The organism is Streptomyces sp. NPDC047085 (assembly GCF_040643735.1).
Lineage (GTDB): Bacteria > Actinomycetota > Actinomycetes > Streptomycetales > Streptomycetaceae > Streptomyces.
Genome location: NZ_JBEYUW010000003.1, coordinates 353,898 through 378,906, shown reverse-complemented (window position 1 = coordinate 378,906; position 25,009 = coordinate 353,898). Strand labels below are relative to the sequence as shown.

The following is a 25,009-nucleotide window of genomic DNA, read 5'->3' as shown; positions in this document are numbered from 1 at the left end:
CTAGTACACCCCTTCGACGACGCTGGAGCCGCCGTCCACGGTGAGGGGCTGGACGTCCGCCAGCCCGTCCTGCGGGTAGCGCGAGGTCGGTTCGACGCGGATGACGGAGTCGCGCTCCAGGGTCCAGGGCAGCAGCAGGTCCCGGGTGACCAGGGAGATCCTGGCCTGGCCGCGCTCGCCGTAGCCGACCGGTACGACGGGGTTGTCGGGGTCGACGACCGTCACCCGGCTGAAGGGGTGGAAGGGCACGAAGACGCAGCCCTCGCCGCCCGCGCCGGTGTCCGGTCCCCCCTGGCCGCCCGGGCGCTGCGGGGCGATGCCCATCATGGTGTTGCCGTACAGGCCCACGACCGGCGTGTCCGGGAAGATCTCCTCCTCGAAGGCGCGCAGGGTCTCGGGGCTGACGCTGGTGCCGGCCCAGATGATGCCGCGCACCTTGCGCTGGACGAGGTCCAGCAGCTTCTCGTCGGCGGCCAGCGCCTCCAGCACCGGGGGTGTGGCGAAGAGGACGGAGACGGGCTGGGTGGAGAGCACGTCCTGGGCCTGCGCCAGGATGTGGCGCACATAGCGGCCGGCCTCGTCACGCCGGCCTTCCTTGACCGCCTTCTTCACCCAGCGCGGGTCGAAGTCGATGTAGTGGCAGAACGTGCGGCGCAGCTGGGCCAGGAGTCCGACGGAACGGCCGACGATGTGCGGCCCCGTGGGGCCGATGTGCAGCCAGTGGCCCGCGTCCTCGCCGGGGATGCCGTGTTCGGCGAGCACCTCGCTCACCCACAGCACGCCGTTGCGCCGGGACCTCGACTCCACGATGCGCTTGGGCCGGCCGGTCGTGCCGCCGCTGTCGAACACCTGGAAGTCCCAGCCCGCGCGGTCGATTCCGACCGGCACCAGCTCGTCGACGGGTACGTCCCGCCACTCCTCGCTGACGTCCGGGAACCGGTCCAGATCCGCCCAGGTGCGGATGTCGGTCAGCGGATCGAAGTCGAGCCGCGCGGCACGCTTCACCCAGAACGGCGAGCCGGTCGCCGGGGAGAAGTGCCACCGCATCGCGGCCTGGACGAAGTCGTCGGGCGCGAGATCCGCGCCGAAGGGCTCTGCCGTGCTGTCGATCATGTCTTCCTCCAGAGAGGGGTGACCAGGGGAGAGTGCGAAGGGAGGGGCGGGTGAGGGAGAGGCCGCCGACGGCAACGGCGCTGGGGCGGGCCAGGGCCGGGCTCGGTGCGGGGTCCACGCGGCGCGGCGCCGCGACCGGGCCCGGGGCTCCCCGCGCCCGGCGAGCTGTGCCGAGCCGATCCGAGCTGTGCCGAGCTGTGCCGATGCGAGCCGTGCGGAGCCGTGTCGACGCGGCATCGAGTCGGCTCGCGGCCGGTCGACGTACGGTCCGCGTGGGCGAGCCGGGCCCGTCCGCCGGTCCCGGGCCGGGCGGACGGACGGGGATCAGGAGAGACGCGGCCGGCCCCGGGTGGGAACGGGGCCGGCCGCGATCAGTCGGTCAGACCGAGGCCAGGGAGGGGGCGGACGCCGGCGCCAGGGTGCGGCCGACCGCTTCCACCACCGGACCGAGACGGCTCATCAGCGTGGTGAACTGCTCCCCGCTGAGCGCCTGCGCCCCGTCGCACAGCGCGCTGCGCGCGTCGGTGTGCACGTCGACGATCAGACCGTCCGCACCTGCCGCCGCGGCGGCCAGGGACATCGGCGCGACCAGGTGCGGCCGGCCGGTGCTGTGGCTGGGATCGACGATCACCGGAAGATGAGTGATCCGCTTCGCCTCCGCCACCGCGCTGAGGTCGAGGGTGAACCGGGTGCTGCGGTCGTAGCTGCGAATCCCCCGCTCGCACAGCACGACATCCCCGTTGCCCGCGTGCATGACGTACTCGGCGGCGAGCATCCACTCCTCTATCGTGGCGGCCATCCCGCGCTTGAGCAGCACCGGCTTGCCCGCGGCCCCGGCCTCCCGCAGCAGTTCGAAGTTCTGCATGTTGCGGGTGCCGATCTGCAGCATGTCGCTCTCCTCGGCGACACACTCCACGTCCTTCGGCGTGACCACCTCGGTGACGACCGGCAGCCCCGTGCGCGTGCGCTGCTCCGCGAGGAGGGTCAGCCCGGCCAGGCCCAGGCCCTGGAAGCTGTACGGGGAGGAGCGGGGCTTGAAGGCTCCGCCGCGCAGCATCACCGCACCGCCGGCCACGACCACGTCCACGGCCGCCGTCATCTGCTCGCGGGTCTCCACCGCGCAGGGCCCGGCGATCACGGCGAACCCGGGGCCGCCGATCACCGTCTCCGCGCGGGAACCCACGGTCACCCGGGTGCCCTCCTCGCGGAACGCCCTGCTGGTGAGCCGCTGCGCGCCGGGGACGACCGCCACGCGTTCGACGCCCGGCGACTTCTCCAGCCGGCTCGTCAGTTCCTGTGTACCGCTGCCTTCCGTAATGACGGTCACGGTGTCGTGCACGACTGCGGAGACGGCGGAGAGGTCCTCTTCGTGGAGTATCTGAATTACGGCGTTTACCTGTTCGCGAGTTGCACTCGGATCGAACATCACAATCACTGGCGGGCACCTTCCATGGGGGCCGTCGTTCATGTTCTGGATTCAGAAGCCGCCGCAAGCTAACGCGAACATTTCTGGCACTGCAACTCGTTTCCAGCATGGTCAACATAGCCCAGACAATGAGCCACCGGGGGCTTTTCGCGTGTTCCTGTCAGGAAGCTGCCAACGAAGCATCCGAATGGCATCTATTTCCGGCCAACAACTTCCGGACAGTAGTTTACGAATCTCTCATTCCACTTAGTCTTCGCAGGTCAGAGGCGGTATGGCAAACAGATTGAAAACAGTGGGCGGCGCAACGAATAGCACTTGCCATGGCGGAAACCTGTCCGTAAGGTCACCTGGGCGCCCTGCCCGCCGCCGCATCGACAGCGCGCGTTCGAGCCTCTTCACTGGCGCCCAGAACACATCGAACCGATAGCCCCCGCAAAGCCGGAACAAGGGAGCCAGATCATGCAGATGATTGACATCAGCCAGGGCTGGTACGAGGGAATGCCGTCCTACGACGCACCCTGGTACCCGGAATTCGGAATCCGCCGGGCCATGACCCCGGAGACCGATCCGGCGCGCGGCGGCCGCACTTTCTCGGACCTCCAGATTTTCCCGCACAACGGCACCCACGTGGAATCGGGTTACCACTTCTTCGAGGACCGCGAGAAGATCGACGAGGTCCCCCTGGAAACCTTCGTCGGCCGCACCTGCGTCGCGGACCTCTCCTACAAGGGCGACCTCGACCCGGTCACCGGTGAGGACCTGGAGAAGGCGCTGCGCGACGTGTGGCAGCCGGGCGACCGCCTGCTGGTCCGCACCGACCACCCCAACCGCTACCTGGGCCGGCCGGACTACTGGGACAACCCCCCGTACCTCACCCTGTCCTCCGCGGACTGGATGGTGGACAACGGCGCCTCCCTCGTCGGCATGGACTGCATCACCGAGCGCCCCTCCGACCGGAGCGGCCAGGTGCACCGCCGCCTGCTGTCCGCCGGGATCCCGATCCTGGAGAACATCCAGAACCTCGACAAGATCACCAACCGGGTCGTACAGCTGATGGCCCTGCCGATCAAGATCTCGGACGTGGAGGCGGCCCCGGCCCGCGCCGTCGTCTTCGACGGATGGCAGTTCTGACGCGCAGACAGTTCTGACGAACAGTCGTCACAGGTACGAGGTCAGGTACGAGGTCAGGGAGTTGTCATGACGGGGGACCGCACGCCGGTCGCGCTCACCAGAACCGAGTCCGATACGACCGCTTCGGTCGACCGGGCGGTCGAGGAGGCTCTGGACCTGCTCGGCGATCCGCTGCGGGACGTGGGCAAGGGCGACCGGGTCGTCATCAAGCCCAACATGTTCCAGCGCAAGCCGGGGTTCAGAACCAGCCCCGAACTCCTGCTCGCCGTGGCGAAGCGGGCCTCGGCGCGCGGCGCCGAGGTCTTCGTGGCGGAGCGCACCCATGTGCTCAAGGAGATACTCGACGGCAGCCCCCTGCACCGCTACGCGCAGGTGGTGAGCTTCGACGACCGGCCGCTGCGCGTGGTGCAGGTCCCGGGCGCCACCTCGCTGCGGGTGCCGGTGGCGATGCCCGACCTCGTCACCGACTGCGACTTCTTCATCGGCGCCCCCCAACTGCGCACGCACTCCAGCGTCGTCCTCACGAACGCGATGAAGAACCTGGTGGGCCTGTTCCCCGGGTTCACCACCCGGATCGTCCACATGGCCGGCGTCGAGGAGTCGATCGTCGACCTCAACCTGCTCCGCCCGCAGCACCTCGTGGTCTGCGACGCCATCACCGTCATCGAGGGCAACTACCCGATGGCGGGCAGCACCCGCGCGGTGGGCCTGGTCGCCGCCTCGCGCAACGCCGTCGCCCTGGATGTCACCATGGCCGCGGTCGCCGGGGTCGAGACCTGGGAACTCGCCTATCTGCGGGACGCCCACCGCCGCGGCCTGGGACCGGGCGACCTGCGGGACATCGAGGTGCGCGGCGCCTCCGTCGCGGAGGTCGCGTTCAAGCTCGACCGCGCCCCGGTCGACCTCACCCCGCCCCGGGAAGGCATCCACATCCACGCCGACACGGCGTGCGAGGACTGCCGCCGCTGGCTGGCCGCCGCCCTGCACCTGCTCCGCGACGAGCTGCTGCGTCACCCGGGAGAGCTGACGATCGTGTCCGGCCCCATGGAACGGCTTCCCGAACCGCGGGGTGCGGTGGTCCTGGTGGGCAACGCCATGTACGAGCACCGCGAAGCCGGCGTCTACCTGGAGGGCTGCCCGCCCCGGGCGATCCAGACGGCCGGACTGCGCCATGCGATGGGCCATTCCGTCACCGACCAGGAACGCACCCAGTTCCGGGTCCCGTCGCACGACGGACCGGACACCGAGGGTCTGCCCTGGCCGGCACCCGAGGAGTTGATCTGAGATGTTGCCGTCCATACCGGTGCTCCGAGGCGGTCAGGAGCGGACCTCGCGCGACACGCGTGTCCTGCGCGACGTGCACGGCGCACCGCTCGCCGAGGTCCACGAGGCTCCCGCCCTGGTGACGAAGCTGACGGTGCGGGCCATGCGTCAGGCCTCGCCGACGGCCCGCGACGAGCGACTGGCGGTGCTCGCCGAGGCCGGCCGGCTGTTCGCCAAGGGCACGCCGGGCGGGCAGACACCCGAGGAGTACTGCCGGATCCAGTCGCTGGCCTCCGGCGTTCCCGTGTCCGTGGCCCGGGCCACGCTCGACCGCATCGGCAACGACTGCGCGCTGCTCGGTGAGGTCGTCGGCCGGCAGGCTCCGGTGGGAGCCGGCCGCACCGCCCGCTGGGTGCGTCGCGGCCGGGTCTTCGGCGTGGTGGCCCCCAGCAACCACCCGGCGACGCACGGCGCCTGGCTGCAGGCCGTGGCGATGGGCTACCAGGTCGCGGTACGGCCGGGCACCCGGGACCCGATCACCCCGCTGCGCCTGGTCCGGGCGTTGCTCGAAGCGGGCCTGGACCCGGAGGGCATCGCCCTGCTGCCGGGCAGCCACGCCTCGGCCGACGCGCTCGTGGACGCGGTCGACCTGGCTCTGGTCTACGGCGGCGAGGACACGGTCGCCCGGATGCGGGGCAACGACCGGGTCCTGGTGCGCGGCCCCGGACGCAGCAAGGTCCTCGTGGACGGTCCGCTGGACGACGCCACGCTCGACCACCTCGTCACCGAGATCGCCGCGGACGGCGGCGTGCGCTGCACCAACGCCACCGCCGTGCTCACCAGCGGCGACCCCCGGGAACTGGCCGAGGCCCTCGCGGAGCGGCTCGCCCGGCTGCCGGTGCACCCGGTCACCGACGACCGGGCGGTCCTGCCGGTGCGGCCCCTGCGGGAGGCGGAGGCTCTCAGGGCGGCGATCGACAGGTCGCTGGACGGTGCGGTCGAGGTGACGGCCCGTCACTACGGCGACGGTCCGCTGGGCGCGGTCGGCTCGAACGCGGCGGCGCTGCGACCGGCGGTGCTGCGCGTGGATCGCTCCGACCACCCAGGGCTGGGCGTGGAACTGCCGTTCCCCTGCGTGTGGGTGGCGCCCTGGCGCCGTGCGGAGGGGGTGGGACCGCTGGACGACTCGCTGGCTCTGACCCTGCTCACCGACGACACCGCACTCGTCCAGGAGGCCCTGGACTCCCCCGGCGTCCGCACCGTGCTGCACGGCCGGGTTCCCGGCTGGTGGAAGGACCCCTTCCTGCCCCACGACGGATACCTGGGGCAGTTCCTCCAGGAGGCACGCGGCTACGCCGCTTCGTGAGGCCGCCGCCCGTCCGGCGTCCGCACGGCAATTCCGAACATTCCCGAGGTGATTGAGACATGTCTGCTGCCTGCCCCGACCTCCCGGTCGTCGTCCTGCCCGAGAACCAGCTGGTGCGTGCCCGCACCCGTCCCGCCGTCCCGGTCGAGTCCGCCCTGACGGAGACGGTCGAGGCCCTGCTCAGCCTGCGCGCCGAACTGCTGAACCCGGCCGGAGCGGGCGGTTCGCTGCAGGACGCGGCGGACGCGGCGGTGAAGCGGGCCGACCGCCTCGCCGCCGTGGCCCGCCTCGCCCCGATGGACACCGCCTCGCTGGTCCCGATCGTCCCCAACCACGAGTACTTCGGGGTGCGGACGGCGCCCGTCGACGACGCCCGCCTCGTCTGCGAGGTGACGACGATCGTCGCGCGTGCGCTCACCGACCTGTGCGAGGCCCGGCTGGACCTCAACGACCAGGCGGCGGAGGTCCTTTCGATGGTCCAGGTCCTCGCGGGCCTGGCTCCGGCCGACGCCCCGCGGGCGGCGGAGGAGGCCGACGGCGGTGCCGAGCCGCCCGCCCCGTACGCCGTGGGCCGCGACGAACTGACCCGGTGGGTCATCACCCACCACTTCTACTTCGTGCTCAACCTCGCCGCCGCGGACGCCGTCTCCCGCGCGACGGCGGCGCTGAAGGAGTCGGACCGGGAAACCGCCCGCGCCGCCCTCGACGAGGCCACCGTGTACGTCCGCGGGTTCACGGCGGCCATGATGCACTCCGGTGACATGTCGGCGCCGTGCTACGACGCGATGGTCCGCCCGACCATGCAGCCGCCGGCCGTGCCGGTGGCCCTCACCGGCCGCACGCAGCCGGAGCACAAGGCCTTCCGCAAGGCGATGCGCACCCTGGTCAAGGTGTCCGCGGAGCCCTTCGCGGAGCTGGCCGAGACCGACGCGGAGCTGGCGCTGGCCCGCGACGCCCTGCTGGAGGCCGACCTCCAGGACATCGAGCGGCACATCGCCGTCACCGCGGCCCTGGTCGGCGACGACCGCTCCATCGTGCAGGGGGAGGCTTCCGCCGAGAGCGCGATCGCCGTACTGCGCACCATGCGTCACACCCGCGCGGAGACGTACCGGGGGCTGATGCGGTTCGGCGACCCGGTCACGCTGGTCGAGGCCTGACCGGCCCGAGCAGCCCCGTCCCGTCAGAAATCTGTGCGGCGCCGGGCCCGTCGGCCCGGCGCCGCCTACCTGGGAGGTTCCTGTAATGGCTCCGCGCATCGCCTTGTTGGGCGGCCGGCTCAACGTGCTGAAGTCCGCCTCGGACCTGGGCTGCGAAGTGGTCCTCGTCCACACACCGGGGAGGTACGACACCGACGCCGCCGCGCGGTACTGCGTGGACGTGGTCGAGGCCCCCCTGGCCGACGAGGAGGCGGCCGTCGCCGCGGGCCGCGCGCTGTTCGCCCGGCAGCCGGTGGTCCGCTTCTTCTCGCCCAGCGAGCTGGGCCTGGTCCCCGCCGCCCGGTTGAACGAGGAGTTCGGTCTCGGCGGCAACTCCGTGCACACCGTACGACTGCTCAAGGACAAGTCCGCGATGCGCCGGCGGCTGGCCGAGGTCGGGCTCTCCCCGGTGCGCTTCAGGGTGGTGCACAGCGCGGCGGAACTCGCCGAGTTCCTCTCGGAGCTGGGCGGCCCCGCGATGGTCAAACCGCTGGACTACGGCGGTAGCGCCCACGTCCACCGGGCCGAGGCCGCCGCCGATGCCGCCGGGATCTGGGAGAAGGCGGAGGCGGCGGGCCGTGACCGCATGCTGGCCGAGGAGTTCCTGGTCGGCCACGAGGTCAGTGTGGAGGCGTTCACCGACGACGGCGCGCACACGGTCGTCGCGGTGACCGACAAGCTGCTCGGCGCCGGCGGTTTCATCGAGGCGGGTCACTCCGTTCCGGCCCGTGTCGACGAGGCCACCCGGCAGGAGATCGTCGAGCTGACGACGCGGTTGCTGGACGCGGTCGGGCTCGTGGAGGGGCCCTCGCACACCGAGATCATGATCACCGGTTCCGGGCTGCGGATCATCGAGTCCCACAACCGCGCGGGCGGCGACAGCATCCCCGAACTGGTGCGGCAGGCCTACGGCGTGGACCTGGTGCGCAGCGCGGTCGCGGTACCGCTCGGCATCGAACCGTGGCAGCCCGAGGTTCCCCCGGCCGTCGCCGGGTCGGCCATCCGGTTCGTGCCCGCGGAGCCGGGTGTGGTGACCGGCGTCGAGGTGTCCGACGACATGCCCGAGGGTGTCACCCTCGATGTGAAGGCCCGGCCGGGCATGGTCGTGCCGCCGCTCACCTGGTCCGTCGACCGGGTCTGCGGCCAGGTGATCGCGGTCGGCACCGACGCTGCCGACGCCGCCGCGCGCTGCGACAAGGCCGTGGCCGGCATCCGGATCACGACCACCCCCGAGACCACCGTCGCCGGTGAGGCAGGAGAACGAGCGTGACCACCGCTTCCCGTACGGTCGTCATCGTCGACGCCTTCGCGAGCGCGCGCTGCCTGGCCCCGCTGTTCCGGGCCCGTGGCTACGACTGCGTTCACGTGCAGAGCACTCCGACGATTCCGGCGGCGTACGCGCCGAGCTTTCAGCCGCAGGACTTCGTCGACAACATCGTGCACGACGGGGACGTGGCCGAGACCGTCGCCGCCATCGCCCGGCATGCCCCCGTCGGTCTGCTGGCCGGCATCGAGCGGGCGGTCGTCCTCGCGGACGAGCTGGGCGAGGAGCTGGGCCTGCCCACGAACGGCACCGCGCTCAGCGCCGCCCGCCGCGACAAGTTCCTGATGATCGAGACGGTCCGCGAGGCCGGTGTGCCCGGAATCGAGCAGATCCTGGTCTCCGACGCCGACACGCTGCTGAGCTGGTACGAGCAGTCCGGCGGCGGCCGTGTGGTGCTCAAGCCGGTGAGCAGCGCGGGCAGCGACGGCGTCCACTTCTGCGACGGACCCGCCGAGGTCCGCAAGGCGTTCGAGGCGCTGATCGGCACGAGGAGCGCGCTGGGCCAGGACAATCACGCGGTACTGGCCCAGGAGTACCTGGTCGGCGGCGAGTACATCGTCAACACCGTGAGCCGCGACGGCCGTCACCACGTCACCGACATCTGGAAGATGCACCACCTGAGCGCCAACGGGGTCAAGGACCTGCCGGCCGGTGCGGAACTGATGTCCCGGCACGGCGAGGAGCAGGACCAGCTGGCCGAGCACACCTTCCAGGTGCTCGACGCCCTGGGCATCCGCAACGGCCCGGCCCACACCGAGCTCAAGCTGACGCCGCAGGGCCCGCGTCTGGTCGAGACGGGCGCCCGGGTGTGCGGAGCCGACGTGCACGTGCCGACCGGAGCCGCGCTCGGGGAGAGCCAGCTGGACTGGGCCGTGGACGCCTGCGTCGACCCCGAGCGATTCCAAAAGCGCTGCGACACTCCCTACGAGGTGCGGCGGCACGCGCGGATCGTCAACATGGTCTCGCCGGGCGCCGGGACCCTCGTGTCGTATCCGAGGATGGAGGAACTCCGGGCGCTGGAGAGCTTCCACGACGTGCTGTACCGGGTGCGCCCCGGGGCGCCGGTCCATCGCTCGGTCGACGACTGGACCTTCCCGCTGCGGGTGTACCTGCTGCACCCGACGGCGGCCACTGTCGCCCGCGACGCCCTGACCACTCGGTACATGGACGGCGAGGGCTTCTACGAGATCGACTGACCCGGCCCTCGTGGAGGCGGGCCGCGGGAAGGGGCCGGGCGCGAGGTTCTCGCGCCCGGCCCCTTTTGCCTGCCGTGCCTCTCCCGTCGTACCGGTCGTCAGCCCGCCGGCTCGGCTTCCTCGTGCAGTACGGCGCCCGCGTGCGCGCCGCCCGCCGTGTTCACCACGACCTCACCGGAGTCCACGGTGGTCGCCCGGGCGAAGGCGCCGCCGTAGCCACTGGCCACGGTGAACACCCCCCACAGAGCCGTCCACGGCCTCAGTTCGCCGTCCTCGTCGGGGAACAGCTCCAGCGCCGGCCGGATCCTGCGCTGGATGACGTAGGGCCCGTCGAGCGCGGCGGTGATCTGCTCGCGCCACTCCTGTGCGCTCAGCCCGGGCGCCCAGCCGAGCACCACGCCGTTGCCGCCGGACATCAGGGTCGGCTTGAGCGCCAGGTCCTGCTGGTTCGCCAGGGCGTACTCGACCAGGTCCACGCGCTCGCCGCTCTCCAGCGTGACCTGACCCGGGCGGACCATACGGGTCCACGGCAGGATGCGGTCCAGACTGTCGCGTTCCGCCGCGCTGAACAGATGCCGGTTCCGCTCGTCCGAGAGCATCGCGAGCGCGCCCTTGCTGGCGTACGCGGAGCAGTCCATCGGCGTGAAGATCTTCACCTCACCCCGCTCGGCGGCATCCAGGACCGGATCCATCAGGGCCGGGGCCTCGGGCGACTCCAGCAGATCGGCGATCAAGAAGGTGCGGAAGACGATGTCCACCGGCCGCCGGCCCAGCCACACCCGGCCGTCGCGGACCTCCAGCTGGCCGATGTGGCAGGGGTGGGCCTCCAGCCCGAGCTCCCGCCAGCGCCCGCACAGCAGCTTCATGTACGGGATCATGTTGTCGTAGCTGCTCGGCCAGTCGGTGAGCGCGACCACGGGCTTGTCCTCGGGCCTGAAGCCGCTCTCCACGATGATGTTGTTCACCTGCTCGCGCAGGGTGTCGACGTATCCGAGCCCGCGCTCCTGTGCGAAGTCGGCCAGCACCGGGTGTTCGAGCAGGGCGCGGCACATGTCGGCGTTGTCCATGCCGCCGACGGCGCTGCCGATGTTGAGTTCGAGCAGCTTGAAGCCGCTGTCGTCGACATACAGGTCGGCCCGGGTCTGCCGGGTCAGCGACGGTCCCCGCCCGCGCATGATGGCCGAGACCTGGACCTCGGTCATGCCCACCGCCCGCGCGAACGCGGCGAGGTCGCCGCCGAACAGCCGGTCGGGGAGGCTGCCCAGCGCCGACAGCAGGTTCTCCAGGTCGGCGTGCAGCCGGATCCGCTCGTCGTGACCGAGGAAGAGCGGACGGGACAGGTACTTGCCCTTGTAGAACGTGTTGAGCAGCTCGGACTCCGGCTGCCTGCCCACCAACTCACCGGCCTTGGCGCCGCTTTCGGCGACTCTGGCCAGATACTGCGTCGTCAAGGAGACGCGATCCATGAACGGAACCCTTCCTCACTGCCGTCGGCATACCCGAACCGAAGCCTTGCGAACACCGCGTCCCGGGGCGAGCGTTCGGCAGGTTCCTGCCGGTCCTCACGCGCGCGGAGCCGGCTCCCGCGGGCGCCTGTCATGATCGTTGGCCATGACTCCTGACAGCGGCGCGGTGCGGCGGACCCTGAAACTCCAGGTCCTGGTCAACACGGTCGGCAACGGGATGTACATGACCGCGGGCGTCCTCTACTTCCTCCGCGTGACAGGGCTCTCGGCCGCGCAGGTGGGTGCCGGGCTCAGCGTCGCCGGTCTGGTCGCCTTGTCGGCCGGGGTGCCGGTCGGGCATCTGGCGGACCGCCGGGGAGCGCGCCGGGTCTATGCCGCGACCCTCGTCGCCAGTGGTCTGGGGATGGCCTCGTTCCTGCTGGTGCACGGGTTCTGGCAGTTCCTTGCCGTGGCGTGTCTGTGCGGTCTGGCGCAGAACGCGGGCGCGGCGGCCCGCGGGCCGATCGTCCGGGCGTACGGCGGTGAGCGCCCGCAGCGTTTCCGGGCACAGCTGCGGGTGGTGACCAACATCGGCATCTCGGCGGGGGCGGTGCTGGCGGGTGCCGTCGTGCAGGCGGACACGCGGACCGCGTACGTCCTGCTGATCGCCGGCAACGCGGTGTCGTTCCTGGCCGCCGCCGCGATGACGCTCGCGGTTCCGCCGCCGGCCCCCGTGCCGCCGGGACCGGCCGGGCCGAGCTGGACGGCGGCGTTGCGGGACCGTCCGTTCGTCCTGGTGGCCGCGCTGGACGGGATGATGAGCATCCAGTTCCGGGTGGTGACGGTGCTCTTCCCGCTCTGGGCGGTGACGCACACGGCCGCGCCCCGATGGATCGTCGGCGCCGGCATGCTGGCCAACACCGCGCTGGTGGTGGCGTGTCAGGTCCGGGCGGGCCGGGGCGTGGACAGCCCGTCCGCCGCGAGTGCCGCGATGCGCCGCGCGGGGCTGGCGTTCGTGCTGGCCTGCGGCGTGTTCGCGGGCGCCCAGGGAACACCGGGCTGGGCGGCGGCGCTGCTGCTCCTGGCCGGCATGACCGTGCACACGCTGGGGGAACTCTGGCACTCCGCCGCCGGGTTCGAGTTGTCCTACGCCCTCGCGCCGGACCACGCCACGGGCCAGTACCTGGGGCTGTGGGGCATGGGCATGGGCTTGGGCGGTGCGTTCGCGCCCGCGCTCCTGACCACCCTGTGTGTGTCCTGGGGCCGGCCCGGATGGGCGGTGGTGGGGGCCTTGTTGCTGTTCACCGGCCTGCTCTCGCCGGCGGCGACCCGGTGGGCGGTGCGCACCCGCCCCCGGGCCGGCACCGAGACGTCAGCGGGCGCGGTGGCCGGCGGCTGACGCGCCCGCCGCCCGGGGCAGCAGGGCTCCGGGGTTGAGCAGCCCGGCGGGGTCCAGGGCGGACTTCACGGAACGCATCACCTCGATCTCGGCGGGCGACCGGCTCAGGTGCAGATAGCGGGACTTGGCCCGGCCGACCCCGTGCTCGGCGCTGATGCTGCCGCCGACGGCCGCGACCCTCTCCAGCACCTGCCCGGTGACCGCCTCCTCGTCCGCCGCCGCCACGTCGAGCAGGTTGACGTGCAGATTGCCCTCGGCCAAGTGGCCGAAGAGATACGGCCGGGCCCGCCCTGCCAGCAGTACGGGCAGGTCGGCGACGAAGCCGGGAAGCTCGGCCAGGGGGACGGTGACGTCGAGCTTGAGGGGGACTCCCTCGGCGTTGATCGACTCGGTGTGCCGTTCCCGGTAGGCGGCCAGCCGCCGGCGGTCGGTGCCCTGCAGGGCGACGGCCGTCTCCAGCGGGCCCGGCTTGTCGAGCACGTCGAACAGTTCCTCGGCCGGATCGCGCTGCCCGGCGCACTCGACGAGGAGGTAGACGGGGTGCGCGGTGCGGAACGGGGCGGGCAGCCCGCTCTTGTCCAGGACCAGGGCCAGTCCGTCGGCCGTGAAGAACTCGGCCAGTTCCAGCGAGTCCAGCGTCCGCAGCCGGGACACCAGGTCGATGGCGCTGGCCGGCGAGTCGAGCGCCACCAGGGCGGTGACCCGCTCCGGCGGACGGGGCACCAGCCGCAGCCGGGCCCGGGTCACCACGCCCAGGGTGCCCTCGCTGCCGACCAGCAGGTTGGTGAGGTCGTACCCGGTGTTGTCCTTGGGCAGCCCGGCCAGCCGGTCCAGCACGGTGCCGTCGGCCAGCACCGCCTCGACACCGGCCACGTTGGCCCGGGTGGTGCCGTACCGCACGACCCGCTCCCCGCCCGCGTTGGTCGCGATCATGCCGCCCAGGGTCGCCGAGTCCCTGGCGGCCAGATCGACACCGAACTCCAACCCGTGGGAGGCGACCCGGCTCCGCAGGTCGGACAGCACCACGCCCGCGCCCACGGTCACCTGGCGTGCGACGGTGTCGACCGGGTCGATGCCGTCGAGCCGGCGCAGGGACAACACGACCTGGGTGCCGGCCGCGGTGGGCACCGAACCGCCGACCAGCCCGGTGTTGCCGCCCTGGGGAACGACCGGTGCCGCGGCCCGGTGGCACAGCCGCAGCACCTCGGCCACCTGGGCGGTGTCGGCGGGCCGGACCACGAGCCGGGCCCGGCCGGTGTAGCGGCCGGTGAAGTCGGTCTCGTACGAGGCGCGCAGAGCTGGGGCGCTCAGTACGTGGGCGGGACCGACCACGGCGGAGAGCTGCTGGGCGAGACGATCGGTTTCCACGGGGTCCGGCCACTCCTCATCGTCGGGTGAACTCATCCGGGCGGAGCCCCTGTTGGGCCGGCCCCGCCCGCAAACTCCCCGATCCTACGGAAGGACCGCTCCGAGCAGGGACTCGGCGACCGAGGTCCGGGCGTAGAGCACGGACCGGCCGGCCCGGTGGGCGCTGACCAGACCGGCGTCCCGCAGCGCCATCAGCTGCTGGGACACCGCGGCGGGTGACAGCCCGGTACGCCGGGCGAGTTCAGTGGTGGAGGCAGGCGCCTGGAGCTCGGCCAGCAGCAGGGTGCGCGAACGCCCCAGGACGGTGGCCAGGGCGTCGCTTCTGAGCACCGGCCGGGACTCCCAGAGGGTGCCCACCCCGCGTGCCGGATAGGCGAGTTGGGGCGGCTCCGGCTGCCGTACCCGGGTGAGCAGACCGGGTCCCGCGAAGACCGAGGGGATCAGCAGCAGCCCGGAGCCCGCCGCCCGCCGGGTCAGTCCACGCCGGCGCCGGATCAGCCGCAGCGCGTTGTCGTTCCAGCTCACCGATTCGTGCAGGTCGTTGAAGAGGTGCCCGGCGCCGTGCTCGGCGACCTGCCGAGCCCGGTGGAAGACATCGGCGTCCAGCACCGCCCGGACCCGAGCCCAGTAGGGTGCCAGTGCCAGTTCCCAGTAGACCTCGATCTCCTCGGCCACCTTGCCGATGCAGGCGCCCGGATCGGCGGACAGTGCACGCGACCGGGGCCCGCGAGAGCCCAGGTGACCGCAGAGGTGGTCCAGGTCGCGCCGTATCCGGTCCTCGGAGGCGGCCACGATGGCGGCGAGTTCCTCGCCGAGCGCCGGCGCGGGATGAGTGGGAGCCGGGTTGAGGAAGTCGGGCAGATAGCCCGACGGCGGGATCAGTTCGGCCAGCCACCCCCGGTCGAGTCCGGCGGTGATGACGCGCGGCCGCACCTGCTCGATCCAGGCACGGTGCACGGGATGCGGGGCGCCGGAGGCCAGCAGGCGGAAACTGGCCACGACCTCCCACATCGGGGAGACGGCGAACCGCATCTGCGCCAGGTCGCTCGCCGAGAACGCCAGCTCAGCCAGCTCCATCACCCCATGGATTCACGTATATCCGAATCGATGGCCGCCAGCCTACCGAGCCGCGATGATCCCGGACATGCTCTCCACCTTCAGCGGCCTGCCCCGAACGGCCTGGATCGTCTTCGCCGGCACGATCGTGAACCGGCTCGGCTTCATGGTGACCCCGTTCCTCGTCTACTACCTGGGTTCGCGCGGCATCAGCACCGACCAGGTGCCGTACGTCCTGGGAGCCCTGGGCGCGGGCAACCTGGTCGGCCCGATCGTGGGCGGCCTCCTCGCGGACCGGCGCGGACGCCGGCCGACCATGGTGACCGGGCTGGTCGGCGTGGCAGCCTCGCACGGCCTGTTGTTCGCCGCGCCGAATGTGCTCTTCCTCGCACTCGCGGCCGTGCTCCTCAGCATCACCGGCAGCATGGTCAGCCCGGCCGCGTCCGCGCTGGTCGCGGAGTCCGTCGGTCCGGAGCGCCGCCGCTCGGCGTTCTCGCTGGTCCACTGGGCGGTGAACATCGGCACCGCGGGCGCCGGCATGCTCGGCGGCTTCCTGGCCACCAAGGGCTACTGGCTGCTGTTCCTGGTGGACGCCTCCGGCTCGCTCACCTACGCCGTCATCGCGGCCACCCTGCTGCCGGTGGGCTCCCGCTCGAAGTCCACCGCGGCCGACGGCGGCGGGATCGGGTACGGCGTCGTCTTCCGCGATCCGCTGATGCGGATGCTCCTGCCGCTGCTCGGTGTCTCCATCGCGATCTACTCGCTCACCGAGGCCGGCCTGCCGCTCGCCATCCGCGACGACGGTCTGTCCCCGACCGTCCTCGGCCTGATGGCCACGGTCAACGCCGTCCTGGTCGTCATCCTCCAGCCGATCGCGACGTCCGTGCTGTCGGGCCTGCCGCAGCTGCGGGTGTACGTGGCGGCCAGCACGCTCATCGCGATCGGGGTGGCGCTGACCGGTGTCGCCAACACCGCCTGGGGCTATGCCGGAACGGTCGTGCTGTGGTCCCTCGGCGAGGCCTCGATCGGCGGCATCCACTCCTCGATCATCCAGAGCATCGCCCCCGAGCACGCGCGCGGCCGCTACCAGGGCGCCTTCCAGTGGTCGTGGGGCATCGCCCGGTTCTCCGCGCTGACCATCGGCACCGCTGTCTACGCCCATGCCGGGCCCGCCGTCCTGTGGTGGTTCAGCGCGGTGGCGGGCGTGGCCGCCGCCCTCGGCGTGGGCGCCCTCGCCCCCGCGATCAGCCGGCGCACCGCCGTCCCGGAACCGGCGCCGGAGCCGGAACCGGAACCTGACGCTGATCCCGTCGCCCGGTGACGCCCCGCTCCCGGGGCAGCGCCGCGGCAGGGATAATGGTCTGGGGGTTCCCGACCGGAGCCCCCAGACCGCCCATGAAACCGCAGGTGAGAAGGACAGCACAGTGGGTTCCCATCCGCCCGTACCGACCCGGGTCGTACTCCTGTGCGGCCCGTCCGGTTCCGGCAAGTCCCTTCTCTCCGCCCGCTCCGGCCTTCCGGTCCTGCGGCTCGACGACTTCTACAAAGAGGGCGACGACCCGACGGTGCCGCAGGTCCTCGGGAGCACCGACATCGACTGGGACCATCCCGACTCGTGGGACGCCGACACGGCCGTGACCGCGATCGAGCGACTGTGCCGTACGGGACGTACGACCGTGCCGGTGTACGACATCTCGCTGAGCGCCCGCACCGGTGAGACGACGCTGCACATCGACCGTGCCCCGCTGTTCATCGCGGAGGGCATCTTCGCCGCGGAGATCGTCGAGCGCTGCCGTGAGCGGGGCGTGCTCGCGGACGCGCTGTGCCTGTCCCGCGGTCCGGTCGCCACCTTCCGCCGGCGCTTCCTGCGCGATCTGAAGGAGGGCCGCAAGTCGGTGCCGTTCCTGCTGCGCCGGGGCTGGCGGCTGATGCGCGCCGAGCGCTCGATCGTGGCCCGCCAGGTCTCCCTGGGCGCCCACCCCTGCGACCGGGACGAGGCACTGGGCCGGCTCGCGGCGGCCGCGGCGGGACGGCAGCCGCGGCAGCAGACGGCGGCGTAGGGGGCGTACCCGGGGATCACGGCACGCGCGGACCCCGTACACACAGAAGCGGGACTGGATCGGCCTTCCGGCCTCCAGTCCCGTCCTGCTTCTCCCCCGTGGGCCCACCCCCCAGTGGTCCCCCGTTCCCCCGTTGCTCCCCCGTTGCTCCCCCGGACCTTCAGGCGACCAGTTCGCCGAAGGCGTCCTCCTCGTCACGGCCGAAGCTGAGGACCTCGTCCTCGCGCAGCCGGCGCAGCGAGCGCCAGATGCTGGACTTGACCGTGCCGACACTGATGCCGAGGATGTCCGCGATCTCCGGGTCCGTGCGGCCCTCGTAGTAGCGCAGGACCAGCATGGTGCGCTGGAGTTCGGGCAGCCGGGCCAGCGCCTGCCACAGGACCGCGCGCAGTTCGGTGCCGCGCATCGCGTCCGTCTCGCCGGGCGTCTCCGGCAGTTCCTCGGTCGGGTACTCGTTGAGCTTGCGGCGCCGCCAGGCGCTGATGTGCAGGTTGGTCATGGTGCGGCGGAGGTAGCCGCCGACCGCCGCCTTGTCGCTGATCCGGTCCCACGCCTTGTACGTCGAGAACAGCGCGCTCTGCAGCAGGTCCTCGGCCTCGAAGCGGTCGCCGGTCAGGTGGTAGGCGGTGGCGTACAGGGAGGCGCGGCGCTCCTGGACGTAGGCGGTGAACTCCGCCTCCGTCAGCGAGCGGCGCTCCCCCGGTTCCTCCCTGTACGCGGATCCCCCGTGCGATTCCCCCGTGTACGCGTCAACCACCGTCATGTAGCCGGTGTGCTGACGCCCGGTGCTACGAGCGCACCCCCGCCCTCCCCCACGCTCGAATGAGCTCGCGCGGGAGGTGCCCCCCTCAACACCGGACTTCTCCGAGCCCCGGTGCACGTCGTGCAGACGCGTGACCACTGCGCTGGTGCTCATGCTGTGCAGCGTGTTCATCTCGCGCTCCCCGTCGTGGACTTCCGGTGCTGGGCTGGTTCGGCGGTGCCGTCTTGCCTGTGCCGAAAAGCTTGCCGATCGACCTTCATCGCCGTGTCCGCCGACTGTCACAGACCTGTCACAGGGCCCGGGCCGGGTGTGGTCACAGAATGCGCACAGGTGACGGCGGTACTGAGGGCGCGATGCGGGTGGGTCGTGGAACAGCCCTTCCATGGGCCAGAATGTGCCCGTGCCTTCCCTGTTGCTGATCGAGGACGACGACGCCATCCGCACGGCCCTGGAGCTCTCCCTGACGCGCCAGGGACACCGGGTGGCCACCGCTGCCAGCGGTGAGGACGGTCTGAAGCTGCTGCGTGAGCAGCGGCCGGACCTGATCGTGCTGGACGTGATGCTGCCCGGCATCGACGGCTTCGAGGTGTGCCGGCGCATCCGGCGCACCGACCAGCTGCCGATCATCCTGCTCACCGCGCGCAGCGACGACATCGACGTGGTGGTCGGGCTGGAGTCCGGCGCCGACGACTATGTCGTCAAGCCCGTGCAGGGCCGGGTGCTGGACGCCCGGATCCGGGCCGTGCTGCGGCGCGGGGAGCGCGAGTCCAGCGACTCGGCGACGTTCGGGGGCCTCGTCATCGACCGGTCGGCGATGACCGTGACCAAGAACGGCGAGGACCTCCAGCTGACCCCGACCGAGCTGCGGCTCCTTCTGGAGCTGAGCCGGCGGCCCGGTCAGGCGCTGTCCCGGCAGCAGCTGCTGCGGCTGGTGTGGGAGCACGACTATCTCGGTGACTCGCGGCTCGTGGACGCCTGTGTGCAGCGGCTGCGCGCCAAGGTGGAGGACGTGCCCTCGTCCCCGACCCTGATCCGTACCGTCCGTGGTGTCGGCTACCGCCTGGACGCTCCTCAGTGACCGATACGCAAGGGGGGCTGCGCGGCTGGGCCGCGGGGCGCAAGGGAAATCTGTCACGTCTGCGGTTCACCAGCCTGAGGCTGCGGCTGGTGCTCGTCTTCGGGCTGGTCGCGCTGACCGCCGCGGTGTCCGCGTCGGGCATCGCCTACTGGCTGAACCGGGAGGCGGTGCTCACCCGCGCCCAGGACGCGGTGCTGCGCGACTTCCGGCAGGAGATGCAGAACCGGGCCGGCGCGCTGCCCGCGCACCCCACGCAGGACGAACTGCAGCGCACGGCGGGCCAGATGGCGGGCAGCAGCCAGCGCTTCAGCGTGCTGCTGGTCGGCCAGGACCCCGACGGCAAGACGGTGTACGGCAACTCGGGCGGCATCAACGGCTTCTCGCTGGAGGACGTGCCGAAGTCCTTGCGGGCCGCGGTGGACAAGCGGCAGAAGGTGACCGACGGCAACACGTCGTCGTACCACCTGTACTGGCAGCGGGTCGTCGACCACGGCACGCCCTATCTGGTGGCCGGTACGAAGGTGATCGGCGGTGGTCCGACCGGCTACATGGCCAAGTCGCTGGAGCCGGAGGCGAAGGACCTCAACTCGCTGGCCTGGTCGCTGGGGATCGCCACGGGGCTCGCGCTGATCGGTTCGGCGCTGCTCGCGCAGGCCGCCGCCACAACCGTGCTGAAGCCGGTGCACCGGCTCGGGGTGGCCGCACGACGGCTCGGCGAGGGCAAGCTGGACACCCGGCTCAGGGTGTCCGGGACCGATGAACTCGCCGATCTGTCACGGACGTTCAACAACGCGGCCGAGGCGCTGGAGAAGCGGGTCGCCGACATGGCCGCCCGGGACGACGCCTCCCGCCGCTTCGTGGCCGACATGTCGCACGAGCTGCGTACCCCGCTGACCGCCATCACCGCCGTGACGGAGGTGCTGGAGGAGGAGCTGGAGTCGGAGGCCGGCGGCATCGACCCGATGATCGAGCCGGCGGTCCGGCTGGTGGTCAGCGAGACGCGGCGGCTGAACGACCTGGTCGAGAACCTGATGGAGGTCACCCGCTTCGACGCGGGCACCGCCCGGCTGGTCCTGGACGACGTCGACATCGCCGACCAGATCACCGCCTGCATCGACGCCCGCGCCTGGCTGGACGCCGTCGAACTGGACGCCGAGCGCGGCATCCACGCCCGGCTCGACCCGCGCCGCCTGGACGTCATACTCGCCAACCTGATCGGCAACGCGCTCAAGCACGGCGGGTCGCCGGTGCGGGTGTCGGTGCGCATCGACGGGGAGGACCTGGTGATCGCGGTGCGCGACCATGGGCCCGGCATCCCCGAGGACGTCCTGCCGCACGTCTTCGACCGGTTCTACAAGGCCAGCGCCTCCCGGCCGCGCTCCGAGGGCAGCGGCCTGGGCCTGTCCATCGCGATGGAGAACGCCCATATCCACGGCGGCGGGATCACCGCGGCCAACTCGCCCGACGGTGGCGCGGTGTTCACGCTGCGACTGCCGCGGGACGCCTCACGGCTGACGGAGCCGGAGGGCGGCGCGAACGAGAAGGACGATCCGGCCGGCGGGGCCGGGAGCTGTGGAAAGGAGGGGTCATGAACGCACGGGCGGCACGATGGCTGCTGGCGCTGCCCCTCCTGGGCGCGCTCTTCACCGGATGCGGCATCCGGGCCACCGAGGTGCCGACGGACTTCGGCGCGGCGCCCTCGCGGGTGCCGTGCTCGCTGGCCGGGCCCGATCTGTCGACGCAGTCCTCGCGCGGGGTGCCCGTGCAGGTCTTCCTGCTGTGCGGCGCGTCCCTGGTGACCGTCGACCGCACGGTACGCGTCCCGGAGGGCACCCCGGACGCCAAGCGCCGGGTCATGGTCGCGCAGGGCCTCCTCGACCAGCTCGCCGCCTCACCCTCGGCCCCGGAGCGGGCGGCCGGCTACCGGACGTACGTGCCGGGCGGCATGACCGTCGCCGGTCCGGGCCGCACCGACCCGGAGGAGGCGCTGCGCCTGAGCACCGCTCCGGACCGCCTCACCTCCTACGCCCTCGCCCAGGTCGTGTGCACCCTGTCCGACTCCGCCGCGGCGGAAGGGGACGGCTCGGTCGTCCTCGGCGGCCCCGCCCCCTCCGCTCTGCGCCGCTACGAGTGCACCGACGACGTCCGCACCCGCCCGGGCAGCTCCGAACCGCCCGCCAGTGACATCGGGGCGGCCGGCTGACCCGTCGGGAGGCGATTCCTGTGACGGATGCGGAACCGTTCGTGCACAGGGCCGCGTCTACGACGGCGTGCAGCGTCAAGGCTCCATCGGCGGCAGCGCCGCGATCCGTATCCGGGTGACAGGGGGTGTCCTCCTCGTCGCACACCTCGCGCTCGTCGCCTGGCTGATGCTGCGACCCCTGGACGTGCCCTGGGTGATGCCCGCCAACCTGCACCCGCTGGCCGGCATCCGTGCCGACCTGGCGCTGGGCTGGCCGGCGGCGGCCAGACCCCTCGGTGAGGGGCTGGCGCTGCTCGCGCCGCTGGGCGTGCTGCTGCCGGCGGTGCACGGCAGGCTCGCCGTCTCCCCGCTCGCCTCCCTGGCCCGTACGGCGGCCGCGGGCGCCCTGATCTCGCTGGGCATCGCCCTGCTGCAGACCGGTGTGCCCGGTCGCGTCGTGGACGTCGACTCGCTGCTGCTGAACACCGTGGGCGTGGCCCTGGCCCACGTGGCCGTCGTCCCGGCGGGCCGCGCCTGGCTGCGGCGCCGGGAGGGGCGCGGTGACCTCGAGACCGAGTCGGTCGCCGTGCAGGAGGAGCCCTCTCAGGGGCGGACCCCGACGATTCCCAGGGTCGGGATCGCCCCGTAGAGCGACGCTTCGCCCCCTTCGTCTCCGTACCGTGGACAACAGATGGGGGCCGGCCGCTCGGGCCGCCCCGGACACCGGCTCGGGAGCGAGCCGACGACGACGGAGGAGCCGACATGACCGCCCTTGCCCGCCCCACCCACGGCCGCATGATCGGCGGCGTGTGCGCCGCGCTGGCACGGCGCTTCGGCACGTCCGCGACGACGATGCGGGTGATCTTCCTGCTGTCCTGCCTGCTGCCGGGCCCCCAGTTCCTGATCTACATAGCGCTGTGGATCCTGCTGCCGTCCGAGGACAAGGCCCGCTCCACCGTCTGGTGAGGCGCGAGCGAGCGCGAACGCCGCTGGGGCGCCCCGGACTGTCCGGGGCGCCCCAGCGGCGTCGTACGGAGTGCGGCCTCAGCCGAGCGGGATCCCGTTCACCGGAACGCCGTGCGTGGGCAGGCCCTGCAGCGGCAGCCCGCCGAGCAGTCCGGCGACCGGCGCGGTCGGCCCCTCGGCGAGGACCTTCTGCACGACGGGCTGCGCGGCGGCCACCCCGGTGCCGGCGGCACCCTGACCCTGGGCGAGCGCCTCACCGGCGCCGGGCACCGCGTGGGCCACGTTGGCGGCCGGCAGCGTCGAGGTGACCGTGTCCAGGGCCTGGGTGGCCTGCGTGGCGTCCGGGACGGCCGGGGCCGCGTTGGCCGCGCCCGCGCCGACGGCGGCGAAGGCGGCACCGAGGGCGGCGACACCGAGGGTCTTGGCAGCAGACTGCTTCATCGTGAATGCGTCCTTGAATGCGGAGACGGAGATCAACAACGATCCGAGCGGTCCTCGACCGTAAACATGCCGGACCACCGCCCGCAAACACCGAAATGCGGACGGCTTGTGAAAACGTGTCCGCATTTCGTGCTTTCGAACGAGCCTTCGCTACCCCTCCGAACGGGAAGAACCGCTGGTGGAGGCGGTCTGCCGGAACAGCCATTCGGATTTGAGTTCGGCATATCCGGGTTTGATGACGTCATTGATCATGGCAAGTCGTTCATCGAAAGGAATGAACGCTGATTTCATCGCATTGACGGAGAACCACTGCAGGTCGTCGAGCGTATAACCGAATACCTCGACAAGGTGCTCGAATTCCCGGCTCATGCTGGTGTGTGACATCAGCCGGTTGTCCGTGTTGACCGTCACCCGGAAGTGCAGCCGCCGCAGCAGCCCGATGGGGTGCTCCGCGTACGAGGCGGCGGCCCCGGTCTGCAGATTGGAGCTGGGGCACAGCTCCAGCGGGATGCGCTTGTCCCGGACGTACGACGCCAGCCGGCCGAGCCGCACCGAGCCGTCCTCGGCGACCTCGATGTCGTCGATGATCCGCACCCCGTGCCCCAGCCGGTCGGCCCCGCACCACTGCAGCGCCTGCCAGATGGACGGCAGCCCGAAGGCCTCGCCGGCATGGATGGTGAAGTGGTTGTTCTCGCGCTTGAGGTACTCGAAGGCGTCCAGGTGCCGGGTGGGCGGGTAGCCGGCCTCGGCGCCGGCGATGTCGAAGCCGACCACGCCCGAGTCGCGGTAGCGGTTGGCGAGTTCGGCGATCTCCAGGGCGCGGGCCGCGTGCCGCATCGCGGTCAGCAGGGCGCCGATCCGGATGCGGTGGCCCTTCTCCCGGGCGAGCCGCTCGCCCTCCCGGAAGCCCTCGTTGACCGCCTCGACGACCTCTTCGAGGCTCAGCCCGCCCTCCAGGTGCTGCTCGGGCGCGTACCGCACCTCGGCGTAGACGACCCCGTCCTCGGCGAGGTCCTCGGCGCACTCGCGGGCGACCCGGACGAGGGACTCCCGGGTCTGCATCACGCCGACGGTGTGCGAGAAGGTCTCCAGATACCGCTCCAGCGAGCCGGAATCGGCCGCCTCGCGGAACCAGATGCCCAGCTTCTCGGGGTCGGTCTCGGGGAGGTGGGAGTAGCCCGTCTCCCGGGCGAGGTCGACGACGGTCCCGGGGCGGAGCCCGCCGTCGAGATGATCGTGCAGCAGAACCTTGGGCGCCCGGCGGATCTGGTCCGGCGTCGGTACGGTCACCGCCACATTCGTCTGGACGGTCCCGGTCGGTGCAGTCTGGCTCGTCATTTCCGCACTGTAACGCCTACGCGCGTAGAGAACCGTCGGTATTCCGAGGTGCGGGGTGCACTTTTCCGTCGATACGTAACGGTGACCACGGGGAAGGGTTTCGTACACCATCCCTTCTGACACTGTTCTGCCATGGGACAGCAAGCGACGCCGGTCCGAACGGCCGGGCTGGGCAAGGCAGTCGGCCCCGAGCCGACGGCGGTGAGCGGAGCGGTCCTGCTGCTCCCCGGCGGCGAGGAGGTGTCCGCCCGCCGGCCGTCCCCCGTCCGGGCGACATCCCTCCTCCGCTCCCTCGGCCGCAGGCTCGCGCGCGCGGGCCAGGCGGAGGGGCTGGCCGTGCACACCGTCCGCTACCGCTACCGGGGCTGGAACGGCAGCGAGGCCCATCTGGCCGGGGACGCGACCTGGGCCGCCGAGGAGGTCGTACGACGGTACGGGGATGTTCCCGTGTGCCTGGTGGGGCTGGACATGGGTGGGCGTGCGGCACTGCGGGCGGGCGGGCACGAGGCGGTCAACTCCATTGTCGCGCTCGCCCCTTGGCTGCCCGAGGACGACGTGGCCGCACCCGTTGAGCCGGTCAAGCAGCTGGTCGGCCGGCGGGTGCTGATCGTGCACGGCACGACCGACGAGCGGACCGATCCCGAGCTGTCGTTCCGGCTGGCGGCCCGGGCGAAGAAGGTGAACCGGGAGGTGTGCCGGTTCGAGGTGCACTCCGACGGTCACGGATTGCATCAGCACCGGGACGAAGTGCTGTGTCTCGCGGTGGACTTCGTGATGGGGGCGCTGTTCGGGTGCGTGATGTCGCGGCCGGTCGAGGACGCGCTTGCCGCTCCGCCGCCGATCGGGCTTCGGATGCCGTTGGCCGCGGGGTTCGGCAAGTCGTTGCGGCGGTAGAGCC

Annotated in this window: 23 protein-coding genes; 15 read left to right on the top strand and 8 right to left on the bottom strand. The window is 71.8% G+C overall.

Features of this window, described 5'->3' with window-relative positions; translation table 11 throughout:
* Both ABZ865_RS12755 and aroF read right to left on the bottom strand, forming a co-directional pair.
* On the bottom strand, positions 1-1,113 hold the full coding sequence (locus ABZ865_RS12755) for a phenazine biosynthesis protein (RefSeq protein ID WP_361228190.1): 1,113 nt from the start codon (positions 1,111-1,113) through the stop codon (positions 1-3).
* Positions 1,114-1,492: 379 nt separating this feature from the next.
* The gene (aroF, locus tag ABZ865_RS12750) at positions 1,493-2,539 is read right to left on the bottom strand and encodes a 3-deoxy-7-phosphoheptulonate synthase (protein WP_361228187.1); all 1,047 of its coding nucleotides are present in this window, start codon (positions 2,537-2,539) and stop codon (positions 1,493-1,495) included.
* A gap of 459 nt (positions 2,540-2,998) precedes the next feature.
* Between aroF and ABZ865_RS12745 the strand changes: the two genes are divergently transcribed.
* The 6 genes from ABZ865_RS12745 (at position 2,999) to ABZ865_RS12720 (ending at position 10,015) form a co-directional block, all read left to right on the top strand.
* A complete protein-coding gene (locus ABZ865_RS12745; protein WP_361228184.1) occupies positions 2,999-3,670 on the top strand; it encodes a cyclase family protein in 672 nt (223 codons plus the stop codon).
* Positions 3,671-3,736: 66 nt separating this feature from the next.
* Positions 3,737-4,954 (top strand): DUF362 domain-containing protein, encoded by a 1,218-nt coding sequence (locus tag ABZ865_RS12740; protein ID WP_361228181.1) that lies wholly within the window; start codon positions 3,737-3,739, stop codon positions 4,952-4,954.
* 1 nt (position 4,955) lies between these two features.
* On the top strand, positions 4,956-6,299 hold the full coding sequence (locus ABZ865_RS12735; protein WP_361228178.1) for an aldehyde dehydrogenase family protein: 1,344 nt from the start codon (positions 4,956-4,958) through the stop codon (positions 6,297-6,299).
* 59 nt (positions 6,300-6,358) lie between these two features.
* Positions 6,359-7,456 carry a hypothetical protein gene (locus ABZ865_RS12730; RefSeq protein ID WP_361228175.1) on the top strand — a complete coding sequence of 366 codons (1,098 nt, stop codon included), beginning with the start codon at positions 6,359-6,361 and terminating at the stop codon, positions 7,454-7,456.
* A gap of 85 nt (positions 7,457-7,541) precedes the next feature.
* Positions 7,542-8,765: an ATP-grasp domain-containing protein gene (locus ABZ865_RS12725; protein ID WP_361228172.1), complete on the top strand. Its 1,224-nt coding sequence runs from the start codon at positions 7,542-7,544 to the stop codon at positions 8,763-8,765.
* Positions 8,762-10,015 carry an ATP-grasp domain-containing protein gene (locus tag ABZ865_RS12720; RefSeq protein ID WP_361228169.1) on the top strand — a complete coding sequence of 418 codons (1,254 nt, stop codon included), beginning with the start codon at positions 8,762-8,764 and terminating at the stop codon, positions 10,013-10,015. The genes ABZ865_RS12725 and ABZ865_RS12720 overlap by 4 nt, the downstream gene beginning before the upstream one ends.
* 98 nt (positions 10,016-10,113) lie before the next feature.
* Here the strand turns inward: ABZ865_RS12720 and ABZ865_RS12715 are convergent, their stop codons facing one another.
* Positions 10,114-11,481, bottom strand: coding sequence for a hypothetical protein (locus ABZ865_RS12715; RefSeq protein ID WP_361228162.1), 1,368 nt, complete (start codon positions 11,479-11,481; stop codon positions 10,114-10,116).
* Positions 11,482-11,626: 145 nt separating this feature from the next.
* Here ABZ865_RS12715 and ABZ865_RS12710 point away from each other — a divergent pair, with 145 nt between their 5' ends.
* Positions 11,627-12,859 (top strand): MFS transporter, encoded by a 1,233-nt coding sequence (locus ABZ865_RS12710; protein ID WP_361228159.1) that lies wholly within the window; start codon positions 11,627-11,629, stop codon positions 12,857-12,859.
* Here ABZ865_RS12710 and ABZ865_RS12705 read toward each other — a convergent pair.
* Positions 12,833-14,227 (bottom strand): FAD-binding oxidoreductase, encoded by a 1,395-nt coding sequence (locus tag ABZ865_RS12705; protein WP_361228155.1) that lies wholly within the window; start codon positions 14,225-14,227, stop codon positions 12,833-12,835. The genes ABZ865_RS12710 and ABZ865_RS12705 overlap by 27 nt on opposite strands.
* A gap of 84 nt (positions 14,228-14,311) precedes the next feature.
* Positions 14,312-15,304, bottom strand: coding sequence for a DUF5937 family protein (locus tag ABZ865_RS12700; RefSeq protein ID WP_361228152.1), 993 nt, complete (start codon positions 15,302-15,304; stop codon positions 14,312-14,314).
* Positions 15,305-15,371: 67 nt separating this feature from the next.
* Here ABZ865_RS12700 and ABZ865_RS12695 point away from each other — a divergent pair, with 67 nt between their 5' ends.
* Complete coding sequence (locus ABZ865_RS12695; RefSeq protein ID WP_361228149.1) at positions 15,372-16,604, top strand: MFS transporter; 1,233 nt, start codon at positions 15,372-15,374, stop codon at positions 16,602-16,604.
* A gap of 103 nt (positions 16,605-16,707) precedes the next feature.
* Positions 16,708-17,343 carry a uridine kinase gene (locus tag ABZ865_RS12690; RefSeq protein ID WP_361228146.1) on the top strand — a complete coding sequence of 212 codons (636 nt, stop codon included), beginning with the start codon at positions 16,708-16,710 and terminating at the stop codon, positions 17,341-17,343.
* A 160-nt stretch (positions 17,344-17,503) separates the two neighbouring features.
* Here ABZ865_RS12690 and ABZ865_RS12685 read toward each other — a convergent pair whose 3' ends face one another.
* Positions 17,504-18,277, bottom strand: coding sequence for a SigE family RNA polymerase sigma factor (locus ABZ865_RS12685; RefSeq protein ID WP_361228144.1), 774 nt, complete (start codon positions 18,275-18,277; stop codon positions 17,504-17,506).
* Positions 18,278-18,506: 229 nt separating this feature from the next.
* On the opposite strand from ABZ865_RS12685, the gene afsQ1 reads away from it, so the two are divergent.
* The 5 genes from afsQ1 (at position 18,507) to ABZ865_RS12660 (ending at position 22,332) form a co-directional block, all read left to right on the top strand.
* On the top strand, positions 18,507-19,184 hold the full coding sequence (afsQ1, locus tag ABZ865_RS12680) for a two-component system response regulator AfsQ1 (protein WP_107069296.1): 678 nt from the start codon (positions 18,507-18,509) through the stop codon (positions 19,182-19,184).
* Positions 19,181-20,776: a HAMP domain-containing sensor histidine kinase gene (locus tag ABZ865_RS12675; RefSeq protein ID WP_361228141.1), complete on the top strand. Its 1,596-nt coding sequence runs from the start codon at positions 19,181-19,183 to the stop codon at positions 20,774-20,776. The genes afsQ1 and ABZ865_RS12675 overlap by 4 nt, the downstream gene beginning before the upstream one ends.
* On the top strand, positions 20,773-21,387 hold the full coding sequence (locus ABZ865_RS12670) for a hypothetical protein (protein ID WP_361228139.1): 615 nt from the start codon (positions 20,773-20,775) through the stop codon (positions 21,385-21,387). The genes ABZ865_RS12675 and ABZ865_RS12670 overlap by 4 nt, the downstream gene beginning before the upstream one ends.
* 67 nt (positions 21,388-21,454) lie before the next feature.
* Positions 21,455-22,015, top strand: coding sequence for a VanZ family protein (locus ABZ865_RS12665; RefSeq protein ID WP_361228136.1), 561 nt, complete (start codon positions 21,455-21,457; stop codon positions 22,013-22,015).
* Positions 22,016-22,128: 113 nt separating this feature from the next.
* Entirely contained in the window at positions 22,129-22,332 is a 204-nt protein-coding gene (locus tag ABZ865_RS12660) for a PspC domain-containing protein (RefSeq protein ID WP_100827903.1), read from the top strand.
* 78 nt (positions 22,333-22,410) lie between these two features.
* On the opposite strand, the gene ABZ865_RS12655 is transcribed toward ABZ865_RS12660, so the two are convergent.
* Positions 22,411-22,773 carry an ATP-binding protein gene (locus ABZ865_RS12655; RefSeq protein WP_361228133.1) on the bottom strand — a complete coding sequence of 121 codons (363 nt, stop codon included), beginning with the start codon at positions 22,771-22,773 and terminating at the stop codon, positions 22,411-22,413.
* 150 nt (positions 22,774-22,923) lie between these two features.
* Positions 22,924-24,111, bottom strand: a complete 1,188-nt coding sequence (locus tag ABZ865_RS12650) for an adenosine deaminase (RefSeq protein WP_361228130.1) — start codon at positions 24,109-24,111, stop codon at positions 22,924-22,926.
* Between the two features lie 132 nt (positions 24,112-24,243).
* Here ABZ865_RS12650 and ABZ865_RS12645 point away from each other — a divergent pair, with 132 nt between their 5' ends.
* On the top strand, positions 24,244-25,005 hold the full coding sequence (locus ABZ865_RS12645; RefSeq protein WP_361228127.1) for an alpha/beta hydrolase: 762 nt from the start codon (positions 24,244-24,246) through the stop codon (positions 25,003-25,005).
* Positions 25,006-25,009: the final 4 nt, after the last annotated feature.

What these genes read in the sequence shown, in the direction of transcription:
- ABZ865_RS12725 (WP_361228172.1), top strand. Translation starts at nt 7,542, where the DNA reads ATGGCTCCGCGCATCGCCTTGTTGGGCGGCCGGCTCAACGTGCTGAAG.
- ABZ865_RS12645 (WP_361228127.1), top strand. Translation starts at nt 24,244, where the DNA reads ATGGGACAGCAAGCGACGCCGGTCCGAACGGCCGGGCTGGGCAAGGCA.
- ABZ865_RS12710 (WP_361228159.1), top strand. Translation starts at nt 11,627, where the DNA reads ATGACTCCTGACAGCGGCGCGGTGCGGCGGACCCTGAAACTCCAGGTC.
- ABZ865_RS12740 (WP_361228181.1), top strand. Translation starts at nt 3,737, where the DNA reads ATGACGGGGGACCGCACGCCGGTCGCGCTCACCAGAACCGAGTCCGAT.
- ABZ865_RS12745 (WP_361228184.1), top strand. Translation starts at nt 2,999, where the DNA reads ATGCAGATGATTGACATCAGCCAGGGCTGGTACGAGGGAATGCCGTCC.
- ABZ865_RS12695 (WP_361228149.1), top strand. Translation starts at nt 15,372, where the DNA reads ATGCTCTCCACCTTCAGCGGCCTGCCCCGAACGGCCTGGATCGTCTTC.
- ABZ865_RS12735 (WP_361228178.1), top strand. Translation starts at nt 4,956, where the DNA reads ATGTTGCCGTCCATACCGGTGCTCCGAGGCGGTCAGGAGCGGACCTCG.
- ABZ865_RS12650 (WP_361228130.1), bottom strand. Translation starts at nt 24,111, where the DNA reads ATGACGAGCCAGACTGCACCGACCGGGACCGTCCAGACGAATGTGGCG.
- ABZ865_RS12685 (WP_361228144.1), bottom strand. Translation starts at nt 18,277, where the DNA reads ATGAACACGCTGCACAGCATGAGCACCAGCGCAGTGGTCACGCGTCTG.
- ABZ865_RS12730 (WP_361228175.1), top strand. Translation starts at nt 6,359, where the DNA reads ATGTCTGCTGCCTGCCCCGACCTCCCGGTCGTCGTCCTGCCCGAGAAC.
- ABZ865_RS12660 (WP_100827903.1), top strand. Translation starts at nt 22,129, where the DNA reads ATGACCGCCCTTGCCCGCCCCACCCACGGCCGCATGATCGGCGGCGTG.
- ABZ865_RS12715 (WP_361228162.1), bottom strand. Translation starts at nt 11,481, where the DNA reads ATGGATCGCGTCTCCTTGACGACGCAGTATCTGGCCAGAGTCGCCGAA.
- ABZ865_RS12655 (WP_361228133.1), bottom strand. Translation starts at nt 22,773, where the DNA reads ATGAAGCAGTCTGCTGCCAAGACCCTCGGTGTCGCCGCCCTCGGTGCC.
- ABZ865_RS12700 (WP_361228152.1), bottom strand. Translation starts at nt 15,304, where the DNA reads ATGGAGCTGGCTGAGCTGGCGTTCTCGGCGAGCGACCTGGCGCAGATG.
- ABZ865_RS12670 (WP_361228139.1), top strand. Translation starts at nt 20,773, where the DNA reads ATGAACGCACGGGCGGCACGATGGCTGCTGGCGCTGCCCCTCCTGGGC.
- aroF (WP_361228187.1), bottom strand. Translation starts at nt 2,539, where the DNA reads ATGTTCGATCCGAGTGCAACTCGCGAACAGGTAAACGCCGTAATTCAG.
- ABZ865_RS12755 (WP_361228190.1), bottom strand. Translation starts at nt 1,113, where the DNA reads ATGATCGACAGCACGGCAGAGCCCTTCGGCGCGGATCTCGCGCCCGAC.